Below are 26511 nucleotides of genomic sequence, written 5' to 3'. Positions count from 1 at the left end.
ATAACATTACGAAGACAGGATGCGACACTTGGCCAAGATCATCGTTGTGACCTCCGGCAAGGGTGGGGTCGGTAAGACTACCAGTGCGGCAGCCATTGCCACCGGCCTGGCGCTGCGAGGCAACAAGACCGTGGTGATCGACTTCGACGTCGGTCTCCGTAATCTGGACCTGATCATGGGCTGCGAACGCCGTGTGGTCTATGACCTGGTCAACGTCATCCAGGGCGAGGCGGGCCTCAACCAGGCCTTGATTCGCGACAAGCGCGTGGACAACCTGCATATCCTTCCTGCCTCCCAGACTCGGGACAAGGATGCGTTGACCCTCGAAGGCGTGGAGAAGGTGCTCGATACGCTGTCGAAGGATTTCGACTATATCCTGTGCGACTCGCCGGCGGGGATCGAACGCGGTGCCCAGTTGGCGATGTACTTTGCCGACGAAGCCATCGTGGTGACCAACCCCGAGGTGTCCTCGGTACGCGATTCCGACCGTATCCTCGGACTGCTGTCGTCCAAGACGCGGCGTGCAGAGCGCGGTCAGGACCCGATCAAGGAACACCTGCTGATCACTCGCTACAATGCCAGCCGTGTCGATCAGGGCGATATGCTCAACCTGGAAGACATTCGCGAGATTCTGGCGATCAAGCTGGTGGGCCTCATTCCGGAGTCCGAGGCGGTGTTGCGGGCTTCCAACCAGGGCGTTCCCGTCACCCACGACGAGGCCAGCGATGCCGGTCAGGCCTATGTCGATACCGTCGGACGACTGATCGGTGAGGACATCCCGTTACGCTTCCATCAATTCCAGAAGAAGAGCCTGCTGAGCCGTATGTTTGGAGGGACTCGCCGGTGAAACTACTCGATTTCCTGAAGCGCGAGCGTAAGAAGTCCGCCTCTGTCGCCAAGGAGCGGTTGCAGATAATCGTCGCCCACCAGCGCAGCCAGCGAGGTCAGCCCGACTTCCTGCCGATGCTGGAAAAAGAGTTGCTCGAGGTCATCCGCCGCTATGTCCAGGTCGACGATGACGCCATCAACATGTCGCTGGACAGCGAGGACAACTGTTCGGTGCTGGAGTTGAACGTCACGTTGCCGCGTAGCTCGTAGCTCGTCGCTCGCAGTGCCGTGCGGTGCGCGCTGTGGCACAGGACAGCGCCACGCGGCTTCCCGTTCGACCGCGGAAGGCGTGTCTCGGCAGGTGCCGAGCACCGGTTGCCGGCCGTGCTGATGCCTCCGGGCTTTCTTTCAGGGGCGTCCTGGCTGTGATGGGGGGCGTGTCGAGCCTGCTCCTCGGGCACGGCCTGTCGGCGGCTGAGGTCCGGGCAGGGGTGTGCTAGGCTGTCGCCCCGTTTGTGATGTTTTCTTAATGCCCGCGTGGAGAGTTCTTTCCGATGGCGCAGCCGACAGCCGCTCCGCTGACCTTCCTCTGGCACGACTACGAGACCTTCGGCGCCGACCCACGTCGTGACCGTCCGTCCCAGTTCGCCGCCATTCGTACCGACGCCGAGTTCAATGAGATCGGTGAGCCTGTGGAGCTGTTCTGCAAGCCAGCCGACGACGCCTTGCCTCACCCCATGGCCTGCCTGATCACCGGTATCACCCCGCAGAAGGCGCGTCGCCACGGGCTGCCGGAGGCCGAGTTCGCCGGCGCGATTGTCGCCGAAATGAGCGTTCCGGGAACCTGCGCTGTGGGCTATAACAGCCTGCGTTTCGACGACGAAGTCAGCCGTCATCTGTTCTATCGTAACCTCATCGATCCCTACGCTCGTGAGTGGCAGAACGGCAACTCGCGCTGGGACCTGATCGATGTGGTGAGGGCCTTTCATGCCTTGCGCCCCGAAGGCCTCGAGTGGCCGACCCGCGACGACGGCTCGCCGAGCTTTCGCCTCGAGGACCTGACCGCCGCCAACGGTATCGAGCATGCCGGCGCCCACGATGCCCTGGCCGATGTGCGTGCCACCATTGCCCTGGCGCGGCTGATGCGCTCGGCCAACGCCAATCTGTTCGACTACCTGCTGTCGCTCAGGGGCAAGCGTCAGGTCAGCAAGCGTCTGGATGTTGCCCAGCGCAAGCCGGTGCTGCATATCTCACGGCGGTATCCGGCCAGCCGCGCCTGCAGCGCCCTGGTGATGCCATTGGCCGAGCATCCGACCAATTCCAATGGTGTGATCGTCTACGACCTGAGCCTCGATCCGACCGAGATGCTGGCGCTGTCGCCGGCCGATATTCGTGGGCGAGTGTTTGTCAGCAACGACGACCTGGCCGAAGGCACAAGTCGTATTCCGCTCAAGGTCATCCATATCAACAAGTGCCCGGTGGTGTTCCCCCCCAGCGCATTGAAGGATGTGTCGGGGCCACAGCAAGGCAAGTACGGCACTATCGTCGCGCGCCTTGCGCTGGACATGGAGCAGTGTCGCGAACACTTCAAGCGTCTGGCCGCCGATCCTGAGATTGCCGCCAAGGTGCGCGAGGTCTTCGCCGAGCCGCCGCCCGAGCCGCCGCGAGACCCGGACCTGATGCTGTATTCCGGCGGCTTCTTCTCGCCGGCCGATCGACAGCAGATGCAGCGGGTGCGCGACAGCGATCCGTGGGATCTGGTCGACGCCAGCTTCGCCTTTCAGGACCCGCGTCTGGAAGAGATGCTGTTCCGCTATCGTGCCCGTAGCTACCCCGACACCCTGACCGGCGATGAGCAGTCACGTTGGGAAGCGTTTCGCTGGGAGCGCATGAACGATTCGGCACTCGCCAGCCTGACGTTGAAGGACTTCGCGCGCGAGATCGAACGATTGAACCAGACCTCGCTGTCCGATCGCGACCGCCAGGTCCTCGAGGAAATGGTGATGTTCGTCGAGTCGATCATGCCGGCCCAGGCTTTCGGGTGACGGTCGGGGCGACGCCTGAGCGCAAGACGCCGGCGGATGGCGTTGAACGAGTCCGCGTTAGCGCGAGGTGAACTGCCCTGCGTCGAAGTTTAATTGTCGCTGATGGCCGACGCAGGCGTTGGCCATCTTGCCGCAGCTCCTCCAGCAGCCGTTTAACCAACGACAACGCCCGGCCAGATGGCCGGGCGTTGTCGTTGGTGGTGCTGGGGGGGGGCGAAGGTTCAGGCGTCGTCGTCGGCCACCGCGGCTTCCTCGGTCACCGGAGCCGGTGTGTCGGTGGGCCCCGGTGCGGGCGCGATATCGCCTTTCGGTAACTCGGAGAGCGGGCCCTTCAGGGCCATGACATCGGTCGGCGTCGCGCCGGGATCGAAGGTCACGTCGACCACGGAGCTGCCGTGCAGGCCTTCCCAGGTGGACGACAGTTGATCACTCGAGACCTCCAGCACGGCGCTGGCCAGGCGCTCTCGGCGGTCGAAGTTCGTATCGCCGTAGGACAGGGCACGCCACAGCCGGTCGGTCCGATACTCAAGCCCGGTGTCGCGTTGCAGGATCTCGTCGTGGACCGCCTGGCGGTAAGTCTTGAGCGTCGGGCCGTCGAGGGCGGCGATACGCTCCGGTACACCGTTGAGGAAGGCGCCCACGTGCTGCTTGAGCTCGGCGCTCCTGGTGTCCGGGGACTGCACCAGCAGGCTGATGCCCGGCGCGTGCAGCAACGGCGAGTAGCCGGCGCGGACGACATAGCCGAGCTGCTGCTCGGTGCGTAGTCGCTGGTAGAAGGGGGTTTCCAGCAGCTTGCCGAGCACCGCGATGCGCGCCTGGGTCGCAATGGCCTGGTCCTGGCCCTGCAGATAGCGTAGCAGCAGCGATTCATCGCGATTGGAGTCCGGCGTCAGGGCCGGCAGGTCCACCGCCTTGAGCACTTCAAGGTCCGGCACGGCGTCGGCGGGCAGGCTCGGTGCCAGGTCGGCGATGACCTGCTCGGCTTCCGTGCGGGCGAGCTCGGCATCCAGGTTACCGACCGCCAGCGCCTGCAGATGCAGCGTGGCGAGGAAGCTGTCGCGATACGCTCTGAGTGCCGCGGCATCGATGCCATCGAGGGCGGCGAGCAGAATCGCCGGTGTCCACTGCGGTGAGACCAGGGCCTCGGACAGGGTCCGCTGGCCTTGGTGGTAGAGCGGGTCCTGGGGCGCGTTACGCCACTGGCGCTGTAGCGCGTAGCGCACTCGATCGACGTTGGCCGCATCGATATCGCCGTTCTTGAGCTGCTCGACGACCCGGCGGATAACGCGATCCTGGCGGTCGCGCCAGCCAGTGAACGACAGCGTCATGCCGCGCGAGTGGGCATAGGCTTCGACCTGCTGCCCGGCCAGGCGAGCCGGGTACAGGCGCTCGTTGAGGCTATCGTTGAGCCAGCCGGCCAGCATCTGCGTCAGTACCGCGTCCTTCACCGATCGGCTGGCCGACGGGTGTTGCAGGCTGAAGCGCCACGATACCTTGGGCGTATCGAACTCGGCATCGGCCTTGTGCCAGACATCGGCTTCGGGGGTGTCGATCACCAGCGCGGGGCGTGCATCGTTGCCCGGTAGCAATGAGACGTCCTCGGCGATGTAGGGGTTGGGCTCGGGGAGCCTGAGGCCGGTCAGGGCGGCGGCGGACCCGGTGGCCGGCGAGACCGTCTTCCAGGCGGTGTTGTAGTGGAGGCTGTGCTGATCGCTCTCGACGTCGGGCCCGCTATACAGACGCAGCAGGTTGTTTTCCGTGAGCTTGTCGAGCCAGCTATTGATTTGCTCGGGGTCCAGGCCGTCCATGCGATAGCCGGCGCGATTGACGTCCTCGAGGGGGTAGTGGGTCAGGCTCATCGACAGGCGCATGGCCTCGTCCAGAGCGCCGCCGTGCTGCTGGAAGCGAAAGGCCTGGTCCGCCAGCCGGGCCTGCTCGTCGTAGCGGGAGTCGCTGATGCCGTCTTCGCGTATCTGCTCGATGGTGGCGAATAGGCTGGTCTGGATGCGGTCCAGGTGCTTTTCGCCCTCCGGGGTCAGGCTGACATCCACGGCAAACAGGGCCTGGTGGCCGTCTGCGCGGGTAACGCCGGCGGACAGGCCGTCGGCCCAGCCGGCTTCGCGCAGCCGACTGAGCAGGCTGCCAGGGCCTTCGTGGCCGATCAGGTTGGCAATGTAGCTTGCCGGCTTGCGGCGATAGCTCAGCACCGGATCGGGGGTCGGGAACAGGAAGGTGACCCGACGCTCGTCGCGCAGCGACTGGATCTCGGCGGCCAGCGGCAGGCTGTCGCTCTTGACCAGGGGCGCGCTGACTTGCGCGCGCGCAAGGCCACGATTCGCGATGCCGGCGAAGCGTTCGGTGACCATCTGCGCCAGGCTGTCGAGGGGGATCGGGGCGACCACGGCCAGGTCCATCACCCCGGCGTCGTAGTGCTGCCGATAGAAGGTCATGACCCGCTCGCGCAGGCTGGGTTCGCCTTCGGGGCGGTCGGCGAGGGTGTCGTTGCTGCCCACCGAGAAGCCTACCGTAGGGTTGTCCGGGTTGAGGAAGGCATCGAGGACTTCGTCCTGGCGGCGGCCATCATCACGCAGGCGAGCCATGTACTCGGAATGAACCACGGTGCGTTCGGAGCCGAGGCGATCGGCGTTGAACAGCGGATCGATGAAGAAGCCGCTGAAGCGGTCGAGGGCACCCGCGAAGGCATCGGGCTCGATGTCGAAGAAGTAATTGGTGTCCTGGGCCGCGGTGAACGCATTGTGGTTGCCCCCGTGGCGGCTGATGTAGCCCTGATAGGCGTCGGGCTCGGGGTAGGTCTCGGTGCCCAGAAATAACATGTGTTCGAGCAGGTGGGCGAGCCCTTCCAGGTCATCCGGGTCCTGGGCGCTGCCGACCGACACGTTCATCGAGGCGGCGGCCTTGTCGGCCTCGGGGTCGCTGACCAGCAGGACCTCCAGGCCATTGTCGAGGGTCATGACGCGGTATTCGCGGTCGTCGTGGGGGCTGACGATCGGCGTGGTGATGGCGGCGACGGCATCTGTCGTCGTGGGCGTCGCGCTGGTGTTGTCGGGCGTTGTCGCCAGCGCCTGGGTGGCCACCAGCGGCAGGCAGGCACACACCAGCGCGCAGGCGAAATGCGCTGCGCCTCGCTCGTAGAAGGTCGAAGCCATCATGTCTCCTTGGGGCTCTGGCGCCGCATCATGCCGATGGGATGGGCGCAGGATGGATCTTGCTCTCGGGGATTGTTCACACGTCTTGATACCGGAAACGCGCCCAACAGTTCCCCAGTTGGAGGCGAAAGATAGGCCTCCAGTTCCATCGCCGGGGTGTGTGGATCCAGCCATGCCGTGGCGGCATCCGGCGCGACCATGGCCGGCAGGCGATCGGTCAGGGGGGCCAGAAAGCTCGGGCTCGGTACCGTGATCAGGGCGAAGGAGTCGTTGTACTGGCTTAGCGTGGTGTGGAATCGACACCAGATACCGGCCAGCAGCAGCGGGCCTCGGTCGGCCCGGGTAATCAGGTAGGGCTGTTTGTGGCCGGGGCGCGGTTGCCAGGCGTACAGGCCGGCCGCAGGAACCAGGCAGCGTCGGGCACGGAAGGCTTCGCGGAACATGGTGCGGCTCTTGAGGCTCTCTGCCCTGGCGCAGTGGGGGGCATGGTCGAGCACCTTGAGCCAGGGAGGGGTTAGGCCCCAGAACAGGTTGCCAAGCGTCGGGCGACCGGCGTCGAGGCGAATCACCGACAGCGGCCGTCGCGGCGCCAGGTTGACGCCGCAGATGGGCTCAATGGGGGCGTAGAGGTCCGGGAGAGCCTGATCGATACTCGAGGCGGGGATGTAAAGACGGCCTGTCATGCGGGCTCCGGGTCGACGGGGCACTAGCGTAACCAAGGGCGGGAGCGGTGAAAAGGTGCGATTACCTGTGTGCCCGAACGCTCCGGCGGGCTAAGCTGTCGAAAACAGTGTTCGATTTATGTATGCTAACGATTATCTACGCTTTTGCCACCGGCCTCGGAGTCTTTGGACACCACGCCGGCGCTTCGAGAGGAACGCGATGGCTCGCCCCAGACAACACGCCCCAGAGGAGCTGCATGCTCAGGTGATGGCCGCCTGTGACGCCTGGTTGACCGACCAGCCGGTGCACACGCTGTCGCTACGTTCATTGGCGCGTGAAGTCGGGTGTGCGCCGAGCACACTATTGAAGTTGTACGGTAGCTTCAACAACTTGCTCCAGCACGTGAATCTCGAGAGCCTGGCCGGTCTGCGGGCCGTTATCGAACCGCTGCTCGCCGATACCACGCCGCCGGCGGAGCGCCTCAAGGCTCTGGCCATGGGCTATTGGGCCTTTGCGCGAGAGGATGCCCACCGCTGGCAGCTGCTGTTCGACTACCCGTTGGCCCAGGAGGGCGAGCTGGATCAGCGCCAGACGCGCATGATCGAGGCGTTGTTCTCGCGGGTCGAGGCGACCCTCAAGGAATATCAACCGACGCTCAGCGAGCTCGAGAGCCGCCGGCTGGCTCGAACCCTGTGGGGGAGCGTGCATGGCCTGGTGCAGCTGGGGTTGAACGACCGCCTGGGCTATTGGCAGGGCGGCGCCTTCGGTGTCGATGAACTGCTCGAACAACTCTTGACCACCACCCTGGCCGGCTTGCATCACATAAAACCCGAGTCGTGAACCCAAGCTATCTGTTCTGGGGCCTGGTGGCCCTGCTGACCTCCGCCGGTGTCTGGCGCTTCTCTCGCAACCCTGCGGCGCATTTGCGACGCCTGGTGTTTGCCCTGATCCACGTGCTGTACCGCCTGCGCTTCCAGGGCCGTCGCCACGTGCCCCTGCGGGGCCCGGCCCTGGTGGTGTGCAACCATGTCAGCTTCATGGATGCCCTGGTCATGGGCGGCGGCAGCCCGCGGCCTCTGCGTTTTTTAATGGACAGGCCGATCTACGAGTCGCCTTGGCTCAACTGGCTGTTTCGTCTCGTGGGGGCTATTCCGGTGGAGTCCGACCGGCGCGACCCCGGCAATGTTCGGCGGGCGTTGGGAGAAGTCAGCCGGGCGCTGCGCAACGGCGATGTGGTGATGCTCTTCCCCGAAGGGCGGCTGACGTCGACGGGGGAGATCAATACCTTTCGCCGCGGGCTGGACCTGATCCTGGCGAAGGACCCCGTGCCCGTGGTGCCGGCGGCCATGTCAGGGCTCTGGGGGTCGTGGACGTCGCATTGCCACGGCAAGGCGCTGGCGCATGTTCCGCGTCGCTGTCGGGCCCGGGTGGCGCTGTACTTTGGCGAGCCAATGCAGCCGGGCGAGGCGACTCGTCAGGTCCTCGAGGCGCGGGTGCGCGCCTTGAAGGCCGAGGCCGATCGTTGGGTCGAGAGCGGGCGGCCCTGATCTTCGCGTGGGGCGAGTGCATCAGGCCCTAGCCTCAGATCGCTGCCAGCCTTGGGGGTGTCGATCCAATGACTGTTATCGCGCCTGCGTCTGTTACCACGCGTCGTTGACGCGCCTACCCAGGGGCTGCACGCCGCCCAGGGTTTGCACGAAAGAGGGCCGGCAATCATTGCCGGCCCTCTTTCGTGCTGGGCTCTGAGTATGGCCGGGCGCTTTGCTTTGCCCGGCGTTGTCTTCAAAGCGGGGTGGGGCCGTCAGGACGCCTCGGCCTGAGGGCGCTGAGTCGCCGGCCAGCAGCATACCGAGGTGATCAGGTTGTCGCGCACGTCGAGGATCTCCATGCGGATGACGCCGATCTGCAGGCAGGCCTGGCCGTCGGGGAAGGCTTCCAGGTGCTCCAGGATCAGCCCGTTGAGGGTCTTGGGGCCGTCGGTGGGCAGGTGCCAGCCGAGTGACTTGTTGATCTCGCGGATGTTGGCGGTGCCGTCGATGACATGGGTGCCGTCGCTCTGGCGCAGCACGTCCTGTTCCTGGTCGGCAACGTCGGTGGTGAACTCGCCGACGATCTCCTCGAGGATGTCTTCCAGGGTCACCAGCCCTTCGACGTCGCCATATTCATCCACCACGATGCCGATACGACGCTTCTGCTTCTGGAAGTTGAGCAGCTGAGTGTGCAGCGGCGTCGACTCGGGAATGAAATAGGGCTCCCGGGCTTCCTGCACGATCGCCGCCTTGGTCACCTCGTCGCGGGACAGGAAGCGCGCCGCATTGCGCAGGTGCAACATGCCGATGATGCTGTTGATGTCGCCCTTGAACACGGGCATGCGGGTGTGCTGGCTGGTGCGGATCTGGGTCAGGATGTCCTCGAGGTCATCGTCGAGATCGATGCCGACCACCTCGTGGCGGGGCACCATGATGTCGTTCACCGTGACGTTCTCTAGGTCCAGGATCGACAACAGCATTGCCTGGTGGCGGTGAGGAATCAGCGTGCCGGCTTCATGGACGATGGTGCGTAACTCATCGCGGGTGAGGTTGTCGCCGCCGCCGTCGATGTTCTTGACGCCAAGCAGGCGTAGCAGCCCGTTGGAAATGATGTTGACCACCCACACCAGGGGGTAGAGCAACTTGAGCAGCGGCTCGAGGATCATCGAGGCCGGATAGGCGATGCGCTCGGGTTTTACCGCGGCGAAGGTCTTGGGCGTCACCTCGGCGAAGATGAGCACCACGATGGTGAGGATGGCGGTGGCGATCGCCGGACCGCTGACATCGCCGAAAAAGTGGATCGCGATGATCGTGGCGATGGACGCCGCGAGGTTGTTGACGAAGTTGTTGCCGATCAGGATAACGCCGATCAGACGGTCGGGGCGCGCGAGCAAGCGCATGACACGTTTGGCGCTGCCTTGTCCGCTGCCGGCCTGGTGGCTGAGACGGTAGCGGTTGATCGACATCATGCCGGTTTCGGAGCTGGAGAAGAAAGCCGACAGGGCGATGAGCAGCAGCAGCAGGCCGAACAGCATTCCCACGGGAAAGTCGTCGTTCAAGACGTTGGGTCCTTGGTCACGGGTAAGCCACGAGTTGTAGGGGGTCGCTGGTAGTGTGTCAAGGCAACGTCTGGCCTAGTTGTGCGCCAACAGTACCTCGAGGACAAACTTGCTACCAAAGTAGGCCAGCAGCAGCACGATATAGCCGCCGAGTGTCCAGCGCACCGCGCGCATGCCGCGCCAGCCTAACCGGTGGTGGCACAGCAGCAGGGTGGCGAAGGTCAGCCAGGCCAGCAGTGACAGCACCGTCTTGTGGACCAGATGCTGGGCGAACATGTCCTCGAGGAAGACGAAGCCGCTGGCGATCGAGAGCGTCAAGAAGCCCATGCCGACCCAGATCATCTCGAACAGGACCCGTTCCATGGTGGTCAGCGGCGGCAGCGACTGGACCACGCCGCGAATCTTGTGGTGGCGCAGCGCCTGGTTCTGCACGCCGACCAGTGCCGCTTGAATGGCGGCGATGGCCAGAACGGCGAAGGCCAGGGCGGAGCTGACCGCATGCAGGGCAATGCCCGGCGTCATGCCGTCGTCGCCGGTGGGCGTCGGCATTTCGATGCCGAGCAGTAGCACCACACCAGCGAAGGGGAAGAGCGCCGTGGCGATGTTCAGCACTGGCTTGAACAAGCTGGTACCGAGCAGCATGACGACGGCCAGTGCCGTGACCAGCACCGCACTGGTGGAAAAGCCGGGAAGCAGCGACCCCTCGAGCCCCAGCAGGCCGCCGGCCACCACCAGGTGCAGCGCCACGGCGAGGGTGCCGAAGCCGCGCACCAGCAGGTCACGCGGCGCTACGCGTCGCAGCAGGGTCAGGCCCTGCCAGGAAGCGGCCGCGAGATAGAAGACGAAGGCCAACAGGGCCAGAGGTAACGCCTGCATCGTGAGCTGTCCGTACGCCTGGGTGGCGACTTGATAAGAAAATGGTCAAGGATCATCCCTGAGGCCAAACACTATACCGAATCCCGGCGGGCCTGACAGCCAGAGCGGGGTCACGGTCGATGGCTCGACGTGTCGCGTGGCACGCGCATGGAGACTCGTCGCTACAAGGCGTATAATTTTCGCCCAACAACGGCAAGGGAGCGCGATGGCGGCTTTCTTGCGGCCATCGCATTCGGAGAGGCCCATGTTTCAGAATCTCAGTGAGCGCCTGTCGCAGACGCTCAAGTCGATCAAGGGTCAGGCACGCCTGACCGAAGACAACATCAAGGACACCCTGCGCGAGGTACGCAAGGCCCTGCTCGAGGCCGACGTCGCCCTGCCGGTGGTCAAGGCCTTCATCGAACGCGTGCGTGAGCGCGCGGTGGGCCAGGAAGTGTCCAAGAGCCTGTCGCCGGGTCAGCAGTTCGTCAAGATCGTCCAGCAGGAGCTGGAAGCCACCATGGGCGAGGCCAATGAGGGCCTGGCGCTGAAGGGGACTCCCTCCGTGGTGATGGTGGCGGGCCTGCAGGGGGCGGGCAAGACCACCTCCGTGGCGAAGCTGGCGCGCTACCTGCGTGAGCGGGAAAAGAAGAAGGTGCTGGTCGTGTCTGCCGACGTCTACCGTCCGGCGGCCATCGACCAGCTCGAGACCCTGGCCAAGGAAGTCGAAGTCGACTTCTTCCCGTCGCGTTCCGACCAGCAGCCGGTGGCTATCGCCGAAGCGGCGATCAAGCATGCCAAGATCCAGTTCCATGATGTCGTGATCGTCGATACGGCCGGGCGTCTGGCCATCGACGAAGCCATGATGGATGAGATCAAGGCGTTGCATACGGCGATCACGCCGTCGGAGACGCTGTTCGTCGTCGATGCCATGACCGGCCAGGATGCCGCCAACACCGCGCGGGCCTTCGGTGAGGCGCTGCCGTTGACCGGTGTCGTTCTGACCAAGACCGACGGTGACGCCCGCGGTGGCGCCGCGCTGTCGGTGCGCCATGTGACCGGACGGCCGATCAAGTTCATGGGTGTCGGCGAAAAGGTCGATGCACTAGAGCCGTTCCACCCCGATCGTGTCGCCTCGCGGATCCTCGGCATGGGCGACATGCTGTCGCTGATCGAGGAAGCCGAACGCACCGTCGACAAGGGCAAGGCCGAACAGCTCGCCAAGAAGGTCAAGAAAGGCCAGGGGTTCGACCTCGAGGACTTTCGCGAGCAGCTGCAGCAGCTGAAGAACATGGGCGGCATGGGGGGCTTGCTCGGCAAGCTGCCGGGGATGGGGCAGATGGCCGAAATGGCGCAAGGCCCTGGTCCCGAAAAGGAGCTCGGCAAGCTTGAGTCGCTGATCAATTCGATGACCCCCAAGGAGCGCCGTCAGCCGGATATCATCAACGGTTCGCGCAAGCGTCGTATCGCCGCCGGTGCCGGCCTTCAGGTGCCCGATCTCAATCGCCTGCTCAAGCAGCACAAGCAGATGCAGAAGATGATGAAGAAGGCAGGCAAGAAGGGCGGTATGCAGAAGATGATGCGGGGCATGTCGGGGATGATGGGCCCCGGCGGCATGGGCGGCCCCGGCGGCATGGGTGGCCCCGGTGGTATGGGCGGCCCGGGTGGCATGCCGCGGCGCTAGGCCGTGGCCCGGGCAAGACGGGCGGCATGCGCTGATACAAGACCAGTGATGCGTGAGTCGCGGGTGATGGGCCCCGGCGGCATGGGTGGCCCCGGCGGCATGGGTGGCCCCGGCGGCATGGGTGGCCCCGGTGGTATGGGCGGCCCGGGTGGCATGCCGCGGCGCTAGGCCGTGGCCCGAATCCTTCCTTGTCGATCAGGCGCTTGTGGCACGAAAGCCGCGATGTAAGTGCCTCGCGCGGCGAGGAAAGGCAAAAAAGGTTCCCAATGTGGGCGGTTTTCCGTAGAATATCGCCTCTTCACTGGCAGGACCGCGTCTTTCGCGGCCCTTGTCGTGACTGTATCACCGGCAGCGGGCGAGTTTCGCCGCCGTTTCACTCCGTAAATCCAACCGAAGGACAGTCAACGCATGGTTACCATTCGTCTGGCACGTGGTGGCGCCAAGAAGCGTCCCTTCTACCACCTGACCGTGACCGACTCTCGCAAGTCACGTGACGGCCGTTTCATCGAGCGCCTGGGCTTTTTCAACCCGGTGGCCCGTGGTCAGGAAGAGCGCCTGCGCGTCGACCTGGATCGCATCAGCCATTGGCAAGAGCAAGGCGCGCAGCTGTCTGATCGCGTCGCCGAGCTGGTCAAGGAAGCCCGCAAGCAGGCCTGATCGGGATGACCCTTGGCGCGACGGCTCAATGCCGGTCGCAGGGGGTCGAGTCAGGTTTTACGCTTGTCAGGTGTGACACGGTTTGCCACGGCTGCCTTGACGTGCTGGCATGATGTGCAGCGCGACGCTCAAGGCATCGCGACGAGTTCAGGCAAGGTTCCTTCACTTTTCAGCGTTCCAGCAAGAGCGATAGAGAGTGAACGTCAGAAACGTCAGGAGAGCTTCATGGGATCGCCAATGAGCCAAAGCGCTTCGCGCCAATCGGCCGACGATCGCCAGGCCGACGACTACGTCGTGTTGGGCAAGCTGACCAGTCCTTATGGCATCAAGGGCTGGATGAAGGTGTTTTCCTACACCTCGCCCATGGAAGGCATTCTCGACTATGCCGAATGGGTGATCCGCCAAGGCGGAAAACTGTCACGCCATCGTCTCCAACAGGGACGTCGCCAGGGCAAGGGCTTGGTTGCGCAATTGGACGGCATCGATAGCCGCGATACGGCCGAAGCCATGGCCGGTGCGGAAATCCTGCTGCCCAAGGGCGAGCTGCCCGCGCTCGAGAGTGGCGACTACTATTGGTACCAGTTGGAAGGCCTCAAGGTCATCACGCTGGAAGGGGTGTCCTTAGGACGCCTGGCCTACCTGTTCGAGACCGGTGCCAACGACGTCATGGTCGTGAAGGGTGGCGATGCCCCCGATGATCGTGAACGTCTATTGCCCTACCTGCCGAACGACGTGATCAAGAGCGTCGATCTGGAGGCGGGGGAAATGCGCGTCGACTGGGACCCCGAGTTTTGAGGCTGGACCTTGAAACGCAGGACGGGAAGCAGGAGCGCGACGCTGTGTGGATAGGGGTGGTGTCACTGTTCCCCGAGATGTTCGAGGCGATCACTCGCCACGGCGTCACCGGGAGAGCCGTTGACAGGGGCCACGTCACCCTGGAGTTCTGGAATCCCCGGGACTACGCCAGCGACCGCCATCGCACCGTGGACGACCGCCCTTATGGCGGTGGCCCGGGAATGCTGATGAAGGTCGAGACGCTACGCAGCGCAATACACGCTGCCCGCGAGCGTGCCGTCGAGGCCACGGGCCAGAGGCCGCGCGTGATCTACCTGTCGCCCCAGGGGCGCAGGCTCGATCAGCAGGGAGCGCAGGAACTGGCGTCAGGGCCACCGCTGATCGTGGTGGCAGGACGCTACGAAGGCATCGATGAACGGGTTGTCGAGGCCGATATCGATGAGGAATGGTCCATCGGTGACTATGTGTTGAGCGGCGGTGAGCTGCCAGCCATGGTGCTGATCGACACGGCGGCAAGGTTGGTGCCTGGAGTGCTTGGGCATCAGGATTCCGCGGTCGAGGACTCCTTCAACGACGGTCTGCTGGACTGTCCGCACTACACGCGCCCGGAAGTGGTCGATGGGCGACGGGTACCGGATGTCCTGCTAAGTGGCCACCATGGACAGATCCGCCGTTGGCGGACCAAGCAGTCCCTGGGGCGCACCTGGCTCAGGCGGCCGGACCTGCTGGACGGCAAGGTGCTGAGCGCCGAGCAGCAGGCGTTGCTGAACGAGTTTATCGACGAACACGCCGACGAGGCGGAGGTGCAGGACGCTTTTGGTGGCCCGGCAAGCGACGCTTGCGGGAACCGTTAGCGGACCTGCGTCACCAACAGACCCGAGGACTCGCGTGTCGAGTGCCGGGATCACGACCCACCGACATCCCCGACAGATCGGTGAGTCACAACGTTTTCAGGAGTTTGACGACATGAGTAGCAAGAACAAGGTGATCCAGGCGCTCGAGACCGAGCAGATGACCAAAGAGGTGCCGAACTTCGCACCGGGCGACACCATCATCGTTCAGGTCAAGGTCAAGGAAGGCACCCGCGAGCGTCTGCAGGCCTTCGAAGGTGTGGTTATCGGCAAGCGTAACCGCGGCCTGAACTCCGCTTTCACCGTGCGTAAGATTTCCCACGGTGTTGGCGTCGAGCGTACCTTCCAGACCTACAGCCCGCTGGTCGACTCCATCAGCGTCAAGCGTCGCGGTGACGTACGTCAGGCCAAGCTGTACTACCTCCGCGAGCGCAGCGGCAAGTCGGCTCGCATCAAGGAAAAGCTGGCCTAAGGCGACAGCCTTTGCCAGTTCGGGCGAGGAGCAACGCTCCTCGCCACCTGACACCCCGTCACCGCTCTGCGGGACGGGGTGTTTGGTTTTCGTGATAGCTCGCCGCTTGGTGGTGGAGGTTCGATGAGTGACGTAAAGCCCGAGCCCGGCCCGGCCGATGCCGGGCTGATCGACGCCTTTCTCGATCATCTCTGGCTCGAGCAGGGCGCCAGTGACCATACCCTCAGCGCCTATCGGCATGACCTGACCGCCTGGGCGGTGCGCCTCTTGGCCGCTGGCGGCGGTCTGCTGTCGGCCGGGGGGGCGGTATTGCCCGAGTGGCTCGACGAGCGGCGTGAAGCGGGTTACCAGTTGCGCAGCAATGCTCGCCTGCTGGCCAGCCTTCGGCGTTTCTATCGCTGGGCGCTTGGGGAGTCGCTGCTCGACGCCGACCCCTTGGCCTGCGTGAAGCTGCCGCGGGTGCGTCCGGCGTTGCCCAACACCCTGGACGAAGATGAGGTCGAGCGCCTGCTGGCGGCGCCGGCGCTGGACACTGCCCTCGGCATGCGCGACCGTGCCATGCTGGAGGTCTTGTACGGCGCCGGCCTCAGGGTCAGCGAGTTGGTCGGGTTGACCACCGATGCCGTCAATCTGCGTCAGGGCGTGGTGCGAGTCCGGGGCAAGGGCGACAAGGATCGGCTGGTGCCGTTGGGGGAGGAGGCCGCCTACTGGGTGACCCGCTACCTGCGCGAGGGCCGTGGGGCGCTGATGAACGATATCAGCCGTCCGGCGCTGTTCCCCGGGCGCCGCGATGCATGCATGACGCGTCAGACGTTCTGGCACCGGATAAAGCGCCATGCCCAGGTCGCCGGCATCGATCGCCCGCTGTCGCCGCATACCCTGAGACACGCCTTTGCTACCCATTTGTTGAATCATGGGGCTAACTTGCGTGTCGTACAGATGCTCCTGGGTCACACTGACCTCTCGACCACGCAGATCTATACCCACGTGGCACAGGCGCGACTCGAAGCCCTGCACGCCGACCATCATCCTCGAGGCTAATCATGATTCGCACTTTTCCTGCCCTGACGGCACTCTCCCTGGCCACCGGCCTGATCGTTTCCAGCGTGGCCCAGGCGGCGCCGCCAGCCTCCCTCAATGAGCTGGAGGTCAACGGCCAGAAGATGCCTGTCACGGAGGTCCTGGATACCCCCATGGAAGGCCTCTACGAGGTTCGCCTCGAAACCGGTGAAACCTTCTACACCAACGCCGATGGTAGCCACTTCGTGGTAGGCGATCTCTACGAGAACGCTGACGACGGCCTGGTCAACGTGAGTGAGCAGCGCCGCAACGAGACCCGCGCCGAGCGCGTGGCCGCCGTGCCCATGGACGAGCAGATCGTGTTTCGTGGCGCCGACGAGCCCAAGGCCGTGATCAGTGTCTTCACCGATAGCACCTGCCCCTATTGCCGCAAGTTGCATGAGGAAGTGCCGCGCCTTAACGAGCTGGGTATCCAGGTCAACTATCTGGCCTTCCCCCGGGGCGGCATGCAGAGCGAGGGGGCTCGTGAGCTGCAGCAGGTGTGGTGTGCCGAGAATCCGAGCGAGGCCATGAGTGCGGCCAAGCGCGGAGAGGTTCCGAGTAGCGCCGCAAGCTGCGACAATCCGGTAGAGCGGCAGTATCATCTGGGTCTTGAGGTGGGCGTTCAGGGGACGCCCGCCATCATCCTGCCGGATGGCACCCTGGTGCCGGGCTATGTACCGGCCGAGCGCCTCGCCACGATGCTCGGCATCGATGGCTGAGCCAGGGCTGACCCAGGGCTGAGCGAGCGCTGAACACAAGCGCTCGCCGGGTGGAGCCTGGTCCGGCGTCGGGCGCGTCCCGTGCGGCCCGATGCGCAGGCCGCCACGGGGTGGCCGAGCCGCAGTCCCGACTTTGCAAGGACGGCAACGACCGTCGACGACACAACAGGCCGCTCCGCCAAGGAGCGGCGATCAATCGCTGAGACACCCACCGCCCGTTGGCGGTGGTCGGATGCAACGAGGGAGAATGACTTTGAAACCGGTGAGAGTGGGAATCTGTGGTCTGGGAACCGTCGGCGGCGGCACCTTCAATGTGCTGATGCGCAACGCCGATGATATTGCGCGCCGTGCCGGCCGCCCCATCGCGATCGAGCAGGTCGCCTATCGCAGCCTCAACCCCGAGTGCGACATCACCGGCATTAACACCACCCATGATGTGTTCGAGGTGGCGACCAACCCCAATGTCGACGTGGTGGTCGAGCTGATCGGCGGGTATGACGTGGCCCGGGACCTGGTGCTGACCGCCATCGACCATGGAAAGCACGTGGTCACGGCCAACAAGGCGCTGATCGCGGTGCACGGCAACGAGATCTTCCAGGCGGCGCACAAGAAGGGCGTCATCGTCGCCTTCGAGGCCGCAGTGGCAGGCGGCATCCCGGTCATCAAGTCGTTGCGTGAAGGCCTCGGCGCCAACCGTATCAGCTGGGTGGCCGGTATCATCAACGGCACCGGCAACTACATCCTGACCCACATGCGCGATGAAGGCCGTGCCTTCGAAGACGTCCTGGCCGAAGCCCAGGCGCTGGGTTACGCCGAATCCGACCCGACCTTCGACGTCGAAGGCATCGATGCGGCGCATAAGCTGACCATCCTGGCTTCCATCGCCTATGGCGTGCCGCTGCAGTTCGAGAAGGCCTATACCGAGGGCATCTCTCGCGTCACCGCCGAAGACGTCGAGCAGGCCGATAACCTGGGCTATATCATCAAGCACCTGGGGATTTCCAAGCGCACCGATGCCGGGCTTGAGCTGCGCGTGCATCCGACACTGATTCCCAAGGAGCGTCTGCTGGCCAGCGTCCATGGGGTCAAGAACGCCATCGCGGTGATGGGCGACGCCGTCGGCCCGACCCTTTACTACGGCGCCGGCGCCGGCGCCGAGCCGACCGCCTCAGCGGTGGTGGCCGACCTGCTCGATGTGGCGCGTGATATTTCCACCGAGCATCGCTATCGCACCCCGTACCTGGCCTTCTGCGGCGTCGATGAGGACTGCGAGACGCTGCCGATCATGCCCATGGAAGACATCACCACGGCGTACTACCTGCGCCTGCTGGCGGTGGACCGTCCGGGGGTGCTGGCTCGGGTCGCCACCATTCTGTCCGAAGAGAGCATCTCCATCGAGGCGCTGATCCAGAAGGAAGCCACCGAAGGCGAACTGGTGCCGATCATCATCCTGACGCACCGCACCCTCGAGAAGAACATGAACGAGGCCATTCGTCGCATCGAATCGCTGGCCGATATCGCCGGCTCCGTGACGCGCATCCGCGTGGAAGCGCTCGACGAACAGGACTGACGTGTGCGGGACAGTGGCACCGCGGCCTGCAGCCGTCGCTCCAGGCCGCGCTGTGCCGCGGCTGTCCCGTTTCGCTGGATACTCAGGCCGTGACACCCAAGGTCTCGGCAAGGAACCTCAAGATGCGCTACATCAGCACCCGTGGGCGCGCGCCCGCACTCTCCTTCGAAGACGTCGTGCTCACCGGCATGGCCTCCGACGGCGGCCTCTATGTACCGGAGTCGTTTCCGCAGCTCACAAGCGACGATCTGGCCGATATGGCCGGGCTTTCCTATGCCGAGATCGCCTTTCGCGTGATGAAGCCTTTCGTCGGCGGTGAGATCGACGACGACACCTTTCGTCGCCTGGTTACCGAGGCCTATGCGACGTTCAGCCACGACGCCGTGGTGCCGCTCAATCAGCTCGATGCCAACCATTACCTGCTCGAGCTGTTCCACGGCCCGACGCTGGCGTTCAAGGATGTCGCTCTGCAGCTGCTCGGTCGCATCCTCGACCACTTCCTCCAGAAGCGTGGTGAGCGTGCGGTGATCATGGGGGCCACCTCGGGGGATACCGGGTCGGCGGCGATAGAGGGCTGTCGTCACTGTGACAACCTCGATATCTTCATCCTCCACCCGCACAACCGAGTATCCGAGGTGCAGCGGCGGCAGATGACCACGGTGCTGGCGGACAACGTCTTCAATGTCGCCATCGAAGGCAATTTCGATGACGCCCAGGCGATGGTCAAGGCGAGCTTCGCCGATCAAAGCTTCCTGAACGGCACGCGCCTGGTGGCGGTAAACTCGATCAACTGGGCGCGGATCATGGCCCAGGTGGTCTACTACGTGGCGTCCGCCGTCGCCTTGGGCAGCCCGCGGCGTGAGGTCAGCTTCTGCGTCCCCTCGGCGAATTTCGGCAACGTCTTCGCCGGCTACGTGGCCTATCGCATGGGGCTGCCGGTCAAGCAGTTCATCATCGCCACCAATGCCAACGACATTCTGCACCGGACGCTGGCCGACAACGACTTCTCCAAGCAGGAGTTGCAGGCGACCCTGGCGCCGTCGATGGACATCGTGGTGTCGTCCAACTTCGAGCGCCTGCTGTTCGAAGCCTATGAGCGTGACGGTGCGGCGGTCGACGACCTGCTGAGTCGCTTCCAGCAACAACCCGCCGTGCTGGCCGAGGCACCGCTGTCTCGTCTGCGCGAGCTGTTTGCCAGCCACAGCGTCGATGATGTCACCATCCTCGAGGTGATTCGCGAGGCCCACCACCGCACCCAGGAAATCCTCGACCCGCATACCGCGACCGGCTATCGCGCCGCGGAGCGCGAGCGGTTGGATGCGGCGACGCCGGTGATCACGCTTGCCACCGCCCATCCGGCCAAGTTTGCCGAGGCGGTGGTGAAGGCTGGCTTCCCGGGTGTGCCGCTGCCGCCGCATATGGACGATCTGATCGAGCGCGAGGAACGCTACACCGTGCTGCCGGCTAAACTCGAAGCGGTGCAGCGCTTCGTCGCCGAGCAGCGTCGCGGTTAGCGTGATCGGGGACAAGCGGGAGTGTCGCCATCGCCATCGCCATCGCGACCCGCACGGTCAGGGAGGGCGACACTGTCGCCCCTGGTTCATCACGAAGGGAGTAGCCTCATGCGTTTGCTGGGACGAAACAACTCGATCAACGTCAAGAAGGTGATGTGGTGTGCGGCTGAGTTGGGCATCGAGCTCGAACGAGTCGACATGGGGGGCCCCTTCGGCGGTCTCGACAACCCCGATTACCTGGCCAAGAACCCCAACGGCCTGATCCCCTGTCTGGAAGACGGCGACCTGGTGCTGTGGGAGTCCAATGCCATCGTCCGCTATCTGGTCGCCGAGTACGGCCAGGGCAAACTCGGCAGCGATAGCGCCGCGAATATGGCCCGCAGCGACAGGTGGATGGACTGGGCGTTGACGACCCTGGCCAACCCCTTCCGCGCGGTGTTTCTGAACAAGATTCGGGCCACCGACGCGACCCGGGACGAGGCGGCCATGGAGGCAGGCCGTGTGGCTTGCGCCAAGCACCTGGTAGTGCTGGACGATGCTCTCGGCCGTCAGGCGTGGCTGTCCGGCGAGAGCTTCGGTGTCGGTGATATTCCGCTCGGCTGCTACGCGTACGGCTGGTTTGGCATGGACATCGAGCGCCCCGAGTTGCCGCACCTGGCCGCCTGGTACGAGCGTCTTACGCAGCGTCCGGGCTTTCGCGAGCACGTGATGATACCGCTGACCTGAGCCCGGTGAGCGTCGGCCGGCTTGCCGCGACAGGGCAAGCCGGCCGCGCGTTGCCGACGATGCCAATCGCCACGACCCGAAGGGTCGCTCCCTGTGCTGATGTCGTGTCGAAACCTCCTGTCGGAACCTCCTGTCGGTCTGATGCCGGCGCCCGAGGACTCGATGAGCGGTGTCGATCCCGACGTCCCTGCTCCTGCCGTTTTCGCTGTTCGGGGTAAGCCCCGTAGGAAAGAGACCCCATGCCACACGCCCCCGAGCGGTTGTCCCCTGCGACCGCCCGCCCCTTGATCGTGACGCGAAGCCGCAATCAGTCCCTCTATCGCCGCGCCCTTGAGAGCGGGCTATCCGAGCTTCAAGCGCGGATTCTGGCAGGGCGTCTGGCCGATTACGACGGTGAGATAGCACCACTGGTGGACCCCAGTCTGCGCTCGTTGGCTCATCCCGAGCGCCTGGCCGATGGTGTGCGAGCGGCGGAGCGGATCGCCCAGGCGGTGGCCGAAGGCGAGCACATTGGCATCCTCACCGACTATGACGTCGATGGCATCACCTCCCATGTGGTGATTCGGCGCACCCTGTGCGAGTTGTTCGGCGTCCCCGAGTCTCGCCTGCATAGCCTGATCGGCCATCGCATCCAGGATGGCTATGGCATCAGCCTGCCGTTGGTGGAGCGCACGTTGAAGCTCGGCCCCAGGCCGACGCTGGTCATCACCGCCGACTGCGGCTCCTCTGACGAGCCGCGTATCGCTCGGCTCAAGGCCGCCGGTATCGACGTGGTGGTCAGCGACCACCACGCGCTGCCGATCGAAGGACCGCCTCCCTCCGCCTATGCCACCGTCAACCCGACGCGCCAGGACTGTGACTACCCGGATGCCACCATCGCCGGCTGCATGGTGGCGTGGCTTCTGATGTCGCTGACCCGCCAGGTGTTGATCCAGCAGGCGGTGGTAGCGCCCTCGACGCCCAAGCTCTCGGCGTGGCTGTCCTACGTGGCGCTGGGCACGGTGGCCGACTGCGTCTCGCTCGGGGCGAGCGCCATCAACCGTGCCGTGGTGCGCCACGGCCTGACGTTGATCAATCGCATGGGCGAGCCCTGCTGGCGGGCCATGGCCGAGCGCCTCGGTGCCGACAGCGTGCCGTTCAACGCCGAGACCCTGGGGTTTCAGATGGGACCCCGGATCAATGCTCGCTCGCGGCTCGATGATCCCTATGCGGCCCTGCACTACATGCTGGCCGGCGATGATAGCGTGGCCAGGCAACACCTCGAGGTACTCGATGCCGACAACCAGTCGCGCAAGGCCATCGAGGCCGACATGACCGAGGTCGCCAAGGGCCTGGCCGCGGAGGCGTTGGCCTCGGATGCGCCGATCATCATCGTCTATTTGAGCGATGGGCATCCCGGCGTACAGGGCATCGTGGCCTCGCGCCTGGTGCAGGCCTATGGTCGCCCGACCCTGGTGCTGACCCCCGCGGCAGAGGCGGGCATGCTGACGGGGTCCGGCCGTTCCATCGAGGCGCTGCACCTGCGCGACGCCTTGCAGCGTGCCTTCGAGCTTGCCCCCGAGACCCTGCCACGCTTCGGCGGTCACCGCGGGGCTGCCGGCGTGGGGGTGCCGCTGGATCGCCTCGAGGAATTTCGTCGCGCCCTGACCCAGGCGGTGGGCGAGCAGCTTGAAGGCGTGCACCTCGCCCCGCGGATCTATACCGACGGTGAGCTGACGTCGACCGAGCTGCGCCTGGAGACCCTGGCCGAGCTCGAGTTGCTCGGCCCGTATGGGCGTGAGTTCGATGCACCGCTATTTGAAGGTGAGTTCCTGGTAGAACGCGTCAAGCCGGTGGGCGATGGCAGCCACCTGATGATGGAGCTGTCGCGCCAGGGACTGACGCTCAAGGCGATCTGGTTTCGCGCCCTGACGCCGGGAGACATGCCGAGCTTCGGTGAAGGCGCCACGCTTCGCTGCGCCTTCAAGCTCAACCGAAATCGCTTTCGAGGCCGCGAGAGCCTGCAGCTGATGGTCGAGCACGCGGAGGTGGTTTAACCCGGCGCCCGAAGCGTCCCGCTAGCCCGTCAATAATTCGGCCAGACCCCCGGCGTTGCCAGCTCCAGCAGATGGCCGTCGGGGTCTCTGAAGTAGAGACTTTCTCCGCCCTTGGGCCAGTGGGTACGCCCTTCGATGCTGGTGCCATGGGCATCGAGGGTCTGCTCCCAGCCGGCGAGGTCGGCCGCATCGATGGCGAAGGCCATGTGCACGCGTCCACTGCCATCGTGGGGCGGAATCGTGCCCATCTGCCCCGGCAGTATCACCGTCTCGGTGGTTTCGCCTTCGAGGAACAGCAATAGCACCGAAGGGCCCACCGTGTAGGCGGTGAAGCGGTGGTCGGCGGTGAACGGCGACAGGCCGAGGGCTTCCTCGAAGAAGGCGCGGGCGCGGGGCATGTCGGCGACGTAGAGGGCGGTTTCCAGTACGGCGTTGAGGCGGGGCATGTCCGTCTCCTGTACCCGGTGGGCGGTGGCTGGGCGCGGCCGGCTTCTCGCGGCGAGCGCGAGAAGCCCAGGGTGGCTGGCCTTGCCTGTTGCTTTCAGGGTAGCCGCTTTGGCGGCCACCTTTCACGACACCAGGCCCTGGCCGCGGCACGGTGATCGCTCAGTTCAGCCAGAACCACCAGACGATCAGTCCGATCAGGCCGACACCGGCGAGGGTCACGAACAGGCTCATGCGCTTTTCTCCCTGGTACTTTGCGTCGCGGCGTTGTGGCGGCTTTCCCTCGCGTCGCGGGCGTCCTTGGTGCCGATGCGCGCCAGGCGCAAGCGGTTGGCGTTGCCGACCACCGTGATCGACGACAGCGACATGGCTGCCCCGGCGATCATCGGCGACAGCAAGGTGCCGGTGAAGGGGTAGAGCACGCCGGCGGCGATGGGAATGCACAGCGCGTTGTAGCCCAGTGCGCCCCACAGGTTCTGCTTGATATTCGCAAGCGTCGCCTGGCTGATCTCGATGGCATCGGCGATGCCGGACAACGACGAGCGCATCAGAGTGATACCGGCGCTTTCGATGGCCACGTCCGTGCCTTGGCCGATGGCGAAGCCGACGTCCGCCTGGGCCAGCGCCGGCGCATCGTTGATCCCGTCGCCGACCATGCCGACGACCTCGCCTTCACGTTGCAGGCGTTCGATCTCGGCGTGCTTGTCATCGGGCGACAGGCCGGCGCGGACCTCGTCGATGCCGACCTCCGCGCCGATAGCCCTGGCGGTGGCCGCGTTGTCGCCGGTCAGCATCACCACCTTGAGGCCATCACGCTTCAGGCGTGCCACGGCAGCGCGGCTGTCGTCACGTAGCGGATCGTGAATGGAGAAGGCGGCGGCCAGTCGGCCGTCGACGGCGAAGTACACCAGGGTGCGAGCCTGGGCCTCCCAGGCGTGGCGATCCTCGCCGATGGCATCGAGCGAGACCCCCGTCTGTTCGAGCAGCCGAGCGTTGCCCAGCACGAGTGCACGGCCCTTGGCATCCGTGGCCTTCACGCCACCGCCGGTCACGCTCTCGAACCCGTGGATGGCGGCGCTCGGGGCGTCGCCCGTGATGGCGCTGGCGTGGCGCGTCAGCGCCTCGGCCAGCGGATGTTCCGAGCGTCCTTCGAGGCCGGCGACCAGCGCCAGCAACTCGCCTTCGTCGCCGTCGATGATGCGGCTATCGGTGACCTGTGGCTTGCCTTCGGTCAGGGTGCCGGTCTTGTCCACCACCAGGGTGGTCAGCCGGCTGGCCGTCTGCAGCGCATCGCCCGAACGAATCAGTACGCCATGCTCGGCCGCCTTGCCGACCCCGATCATGGTAGAAAGAGGTGTGGCGAGCCCCAGGGCACAGGGGCAGGCGATGATCAGCACCGTGGTGGCCGTGACCAGCATGTGGATGACCCGGGGCTCGGTGCCGAAGTGGAACCAGGCCAGCGCCGTGAGTACGGCAATGATCATTACGCTGGGCACGAAAACCGCGGAGACGCGATCGGCCAGATTGCCGATAGGGGGCTTCGACCCCTGGGCGTTGGCGACCTGTTCGGTGATGCGGCCCAGTCGCGTGTCGGCGCCGATGCGGGTGGCATGGTAGGTCAAGGATCCCTTGCCGTTCACCGTGCCGGCGCTGACCTCATCGCCGGGGCCGCGGGCGACCGGCGCAGGCTCACCGCTGAGCATCGATTCATCGATGTAGCTCTCGCCCTCATTGACCACGCCGTCCACCGGCAGTCGCTCACCGGGGCGCACGCGGATCAGTTCGTCCTGCCGGACCTCGTCGATCGGCACATCGATATCCTGGCCATCGCGCAGGACCCTAGCGGTCTGGCTCTGCAGGTCGAGCAGGCTATGCAGGGCACTCGAGGTGCGCCCTCGGGCGCGAAGCTCCAGCGCATTGCCGAGCAGCACCAGGCCGATGACCATGCTCGAGGCCTCGAAATACAGGCCCTTGGCCGCGTCCGGTAGCCAGGGAGCGGCAATCACCACCGCCATGGAATAGAGCCAAGCGGTACCGGTGCCGATGGCGATCAGGGTATCCATGTTGGCCTGATGGTGACGGCCGGCCTTCCAGGCGTTGACGAAGAAGTGGCGTCCGGGGCCGACCAGTATCGCCAGGGTGGCCAGCCCGATGATGCCCCAGCCAAGGCGAGCCAGGCCGACCGGCTCGGGGTGCACGAATAGCATGCCGAGCATCAGGGGCACGGCCAGCGCCAGCGACAGCAGGCTGCCGCGCAGCAGGCGCTTGTACTCGCGGTGACTGCTGTCGGCCCGGCGTTTTTCCGCCTCGCGCAGATCGAGGATCGGTTCGGCAGTGTAGCCGACGGACGCCACCGCCTTGACCAGGGCATCGCTGTCCACGTCGCCTTTGATCCGTGCCGTGTGGGAGGCGAAATTGACCTCGGCGTTGGCGACGCCGGGTGTCTTGGCGAGCGCCTGTTGCACGCTTCTCACGCAGCCGGCACAGGTCATACCCTGGATCGAGAGGCGCGTACTGCCGAGGCTCTGGCTCGGCTCGGTCTGCCCGGTCGGCGGTGGCGCCTTGGTGGTGTCTGCCTGCACCTCAGGGGCTGCTTCAACGTCGGGGGAGGAGCCTGCCCTGTCGTCGGAAGTGCCCTCGCGGCCGTCGTCGCGATCATCGTCGCGATCATCGTCGTGGCCAGCGTTGCTTGCGCCGGGGGCTGGGGAGTAACCCGCTTCGCGCAGAATGGCATCGAGGCGTTCGTCGCCGAGCATCGTGGTGGCATCCAGGCGTTTCTCGGCCGGGGTTCCTTCGACGCGAGCGCTGGGGTCTTCAGCCTGAATGGCCCGGCGCATGCTGGCCACGCAGTTCTGGCAGCTCATGCCCGGGATCGTCCGGGTCCTGGTCTCGTTCATGGGGTCTCCTCGGGCCGGGGGCCGGGTACCGGAACACTTTCGATCAGGCGACATAGGCTATGCCCATCTGGTGTGCCATCGGGCATGTCTTGCCAGGCCCTGAGCGCCTGCTCCATGCGGTCGGCAAGCGCCTGCAGGTGCTCGATGCGCTGACGAATCTCGGGCAGTCGAGCCGCCAGCAGGTCGCGCACCAGGGGGCAGGGGGAGTCGCCGAGGTCGGCGTGTTCGAGAATGTTGCCAATTTCGCCAAGGCTGAACCCGAGCGTGCGTGCACGCTGGATAAAGCTCAGGCGATTCAGGTCCTGTTGGGCGTAGCGGTGGTAACCGTTGTCTGGATCCTTGACAGGATTCAGCAGTCCCTCGCGGGTGTAGTGGCGCACCGTCTCGGCGGTGACGCCGGCCCGACGGGCCAGTTCGCTGACCTTCATGTGACCTCCT

At 65.1% G+C, this 26511-nt stretch carries 23 protein-coding genes; 16 read left to right on the top strand and 7 right to left on the bottom strand.

Features of this window, described 5'->3' with window-relative positions; genetic code table 11:
• Nucleotides 1-28: 28 nt before the first annotated feature.
• The 3 genes from minD to sbcB all read left to right on the top strand — a co-directional run bounded on the left by minD (nt 29) and on the right by sbcB (nt 2873).
• Entirely contained in the window at nt 29-847 is an 819-nt protein-coding gene (minD, locus tag ACUN9Y_RS05845) for a septum site-determining protein MinD (protein ID WP_445459747.1), read from the top strand.
• On the top strand, nt 844-1098 hold the full coding sequence (minE, locus tag ACUN9Y_RS05840) for a cell division topological specificity factor MinE (protein ID WP_445459746.1): 255 nt from the start codon (nt 844-846) through the stop codon (nt 1096-1098). Before minD ends, minE begins: the two co-directional genes overlap by 4 nt.
• A 284-nt stretch (nt 1099-1382) precedes the next feature.
• Nucleotides 1383-2873, top strand: coding sequence for an exodeoxyribonuclease I (sbcB, locus tag ACUN9Y_RS05835; RefSeq protein WP_445459745.1), 1491 nt, complete (start codon nt 1383-1385; stop codon nt 2871-2873).
• Between the two features lie 221 nt (nt 2874-3094).
• Here the strand turns inward: sbcB and ACUN9Y_RS05830 are convergent, their stop codons facing one another.
• Both ACUN9Y_RS05830 and ACUN9Y_RS05825 read right to left on the bottom strand, forming a co-directional pair.
• A complete protein-coding gene (locus tag ACUN9Y_RS05830; protein WP_445459744.1) occupies nt 3095-6040 on the bottom strand; it encodes an insulinase family protein in 2946 nt (981 codons plus the stop codon).
• Nucleotides 6040-6723: an SOS response-associated peptidase gene (locus ACUN9Y_RS05825; protein WP_445459743.1), complete on the bottom strand. Its 684-nt coding sequence runs from the start codon at nt 6721-6723 to the stop codon at nt 6040-6042. Before ACUN9Y_RS05825 ends, ACUN9Y_RS05830 begins: the two co-directional genes overlap by 1 nt.
• A 199-nt stretch (nt 6724-6922) precedes the next feature.
• Between ACUN9Y_RS05825 and ACUN9Y_RS05820 the strand changes: the two genes are divergently transcribed.
• Together ACUN9Y_RS05820 and ACUN9Y_RS05815 are read left to right on the top strand one after the other, a co-directional pair.
• Nucleotides 6923-7543, top strand: coding sequence for a TetR/AcrR family transcriptional regulator (locus tag ACUN9Y_RS05820; protein WP_445459742.1), 621 nt, complete (start codon nt 6923-6925; stop codon nt 7541-7543).
• On the top strand, nt 7540-8250 hold the full coding sequence (locus ACUN9Y_RS05815) for a 1-acyl-sn-glycerol-3-phosphate acyltransferase (protein ID WP_445459741.1): 711 nt from the start codon (nt 7540-7542) through the stop codon (nt 8248-8250). Before ACUN9Y_RS05820 ends, ACUN9Y_RS05815 begins: the two co-directional genes overlap by 4 nt.
• Nucleotides 8251-8504: 254 nt before the next feature.
• On the opposite strand, the gene ACUN9Y_RS05810 is transcribed toward ACUN9Y_RS05815, so the two are convergent.
• Together ACUN9Y_RS05810 and ACUN9Y_RS05805 are read right to left on the bottom strand one after the other, a co-directional pair.
• Nucleotides 8505-9791, bottom strand: a complete 1287-nt coding sequence (locus ACUN9Y_RS05810) for an HlyC/CorC family transporter (RefSeq protein ID WP_445459740.1) — start codon at nt 9789-9791, stop codon at nt 8505-8507.
• Nucleotides 9792-9866: 75 nt separating this feature from the next.
• Nucleotides 9867-10667 (bottom strand): cytochrome C assembly family protein, encoded by an 801-nt coding sequence (locus ACUN9Y_RS05805; RefSeq protein ID WP_445459739.1) that lies wholly within the window; start codon nt 10665-10667, stop codon nt 9867-9869.
• A gap of 244 nt (nt 10668-10911) precedes the next feature.
• Here ACUN9Y_RS05805 and ffh point away from each other — a divergent pair, with 244 nt between their 5' ends.
• The 11 genes from ffh to recJ all read left to right on the top strand — a co-directional run bounded on the left by ffh (nt 10912) and on the right by recJ (nt 22732).
• Nucleotides 10912-12330 (top strand): signal recognition particle protein, encoded by a 1419-nt coding sequence (gene ffh / locus ACUN9Y_RS05800; protein ID WP_445459738.1) that lies wholly within the window; start codon nt 10912-10914, stop codon nt 12328-12330.
• Nucleotides 12331-12738: 408 nt separating this feature from the next.
• A complete protein-coding gene (rpsP, locus tag ACUN9Y_RS05795) occupies nt 12739-12987 on the top strand; it encodes a 30S ribosomal protein S16 (RefSeq protein WP_445459737.1) in 249 nt (82 codons plus the stop codon).
• Nucleotides 12988-13212: 225 nt separating this feature from the next.
• On the top strand, nt 13213-13782 hold the full coding sequence (gene rimM / locus ACUN9Y_RS05790) for a ribosome maturation factor RimM (protein ID WP_445459736.1): 570 nt from the start codon (nt 13213-13215) through the stop codon (nt 13780-13782).
• 44 nt (nt 13783-13826) lie between these two features.
• A complete protein-coding gene (gene trmD / locus ACUN9Y_RS05785; RefSeq protein ID WP_445459735.1) occupies nt 13827-14636 on the top strand; it encodes a tRNA (guanosine(37)-N1)-methyltransferase TrmD in 810 nt (269 codons plus the stop codon).
• 112 nt (nt 14637-14748) lie between these two features.
• Nucleotides 14749-15105: a 50S ribosomal protein L19 gene (rplS, locus tag ACUN9Y_RS05780; protein ID WP_445459734.1), complete on the top strand. Its 357-nt coding sequence runs from the start codon at nt 14749-14751 to the stop codon at nt 15103-15105.
• Between the two features lie 123 nt (nt 15106-15228).
• Nucleotides 15229-16146: a site-specific tyrosine recombinase XerD gene (gene xerD / locus ACUN9Y_RS05775; RefSeq protein WP_445459733.1), complete on the top strand. Its 918-nt coding sequence runs from the start codon at nt 15229-15231 to the stop codon at nt 16144-16146.
• Between the two features lie 2 nt (nt 16147-16148).
• Nucleotides 16149-16886: a DsbC family protein gene (locus tag ACUN9Y_RS05770; protein ID WP_445459732.1), complete on the top strand. Its 738-nt coding sequence runs from the start codon at nt 16149-16151 to the stop codon at nt 16884-16886.
• Nucleotides 16887-17139: 253 nt separating this feature from the next.
• On the top strand, nt 17140-18456 hold the full coding sequence (locus tag ACUN9Y_RS05765; protein ID WP_445459788.1) for a homoserine dehydrogenase: 1317 nt from the start codon (nt 17140-17142) through the stop codon (nt 18454-18456).
• A 122-nt stretch (nt 18457-18578) separates the two neighbouring features.
• Nucleotides 18579-19970 carry a threonine synthase gene (gene thrC / locus ACUN9Y_RS05760; protein ID WP_445459731.1) on the top strand — a complete coding sequence of 464 codons (1392 nt, stop codon included), beginning with the start codon at nt 18579-18581 and terminating at the stop codon, nt 19968-19970.
• 108 nt (nt 19971-20078) lie between these two features.
• Nucleotides 20079-20696 (top strand): glutathione S-transferase family protein, encoded by a 618-nt coding sequence (locus tag ACUN9Y_RS05755; protein ID WP_445459730.1) that lies wholly within the window; start codon nt 20079-20081, stop codon nt 20694-20696.
• 239 nt (nt 20697-20935) lie between these two features.
• Nucleotides 20936-22732 (top strand): single-stranded-DNA-specific exonuclease RecJ, encoded by a 1797-nt coding sequence (gene recJ / locus ACUN9Y_RS05750; RefSeq protein WP_445459729.1) that lies wholly within the window; start codon nt 20936-20938, stop codon nt 22730-22732.
• Nucleotides 22733-22761: 29 nt separating this feature from the next.
• On the opposite strand, the gene ACUN9Y_RS05745 is transcribed toward recJ, so the two are convergent.
• The 3 genes from ACUN9Y_RS05745 to ACUN9Y_RS05735 all read right to left on the bottom strand — a co-directional run bounded on the left by ACUN9Y_RS05745 (nt 22762) and on the right by ACUN9Y_RS05735 (nt 26501).
• On the bottom strand, nt 22762-23178 hold the full coding sequence (locus ACUN9Y_RS05745; RefSeq protein ID WP_445459728.1) for a VOC family protein: 417 nt from the start codon (nt 23176-23178) through the stop codon (nt 22762-22764).
• 228 nt (nt 23179-23406) lie between these two features.
• Entirely contained in the window at nt 23407-26073 is a 2667-nt protein-coding gene (locus ACUN9Y_RS05740) for a heavy metal translocating P-type ATPase (protein ID WP_445459727.1), read from the bottom strand.
• A complete protein-coding gene (locus ACUN9Y_RS05735; RefSeq protein ID WP_445459726.1) occupies nt 26070-26501 on the bottom strand; it encodes a MerR family transcriptional regulator in 432 nt (143 codons plus the stop codon). The genes ACUN9Y_RS05740 and ACUN9Y_RS05735 overlap by 4 nt, the downstream gene beginning before the upstream one ends.
• Nucleotides 26502-26511: the final 10 nt, after the last annotated feature.

It is taken from the genome of Halomonas sp. V046, from assembly GCF_052645355.1.
Note: the sequence above shows the minus strand (reverse complement) of the source record. Positions and strands in the feature narration are given on the sequence as shown.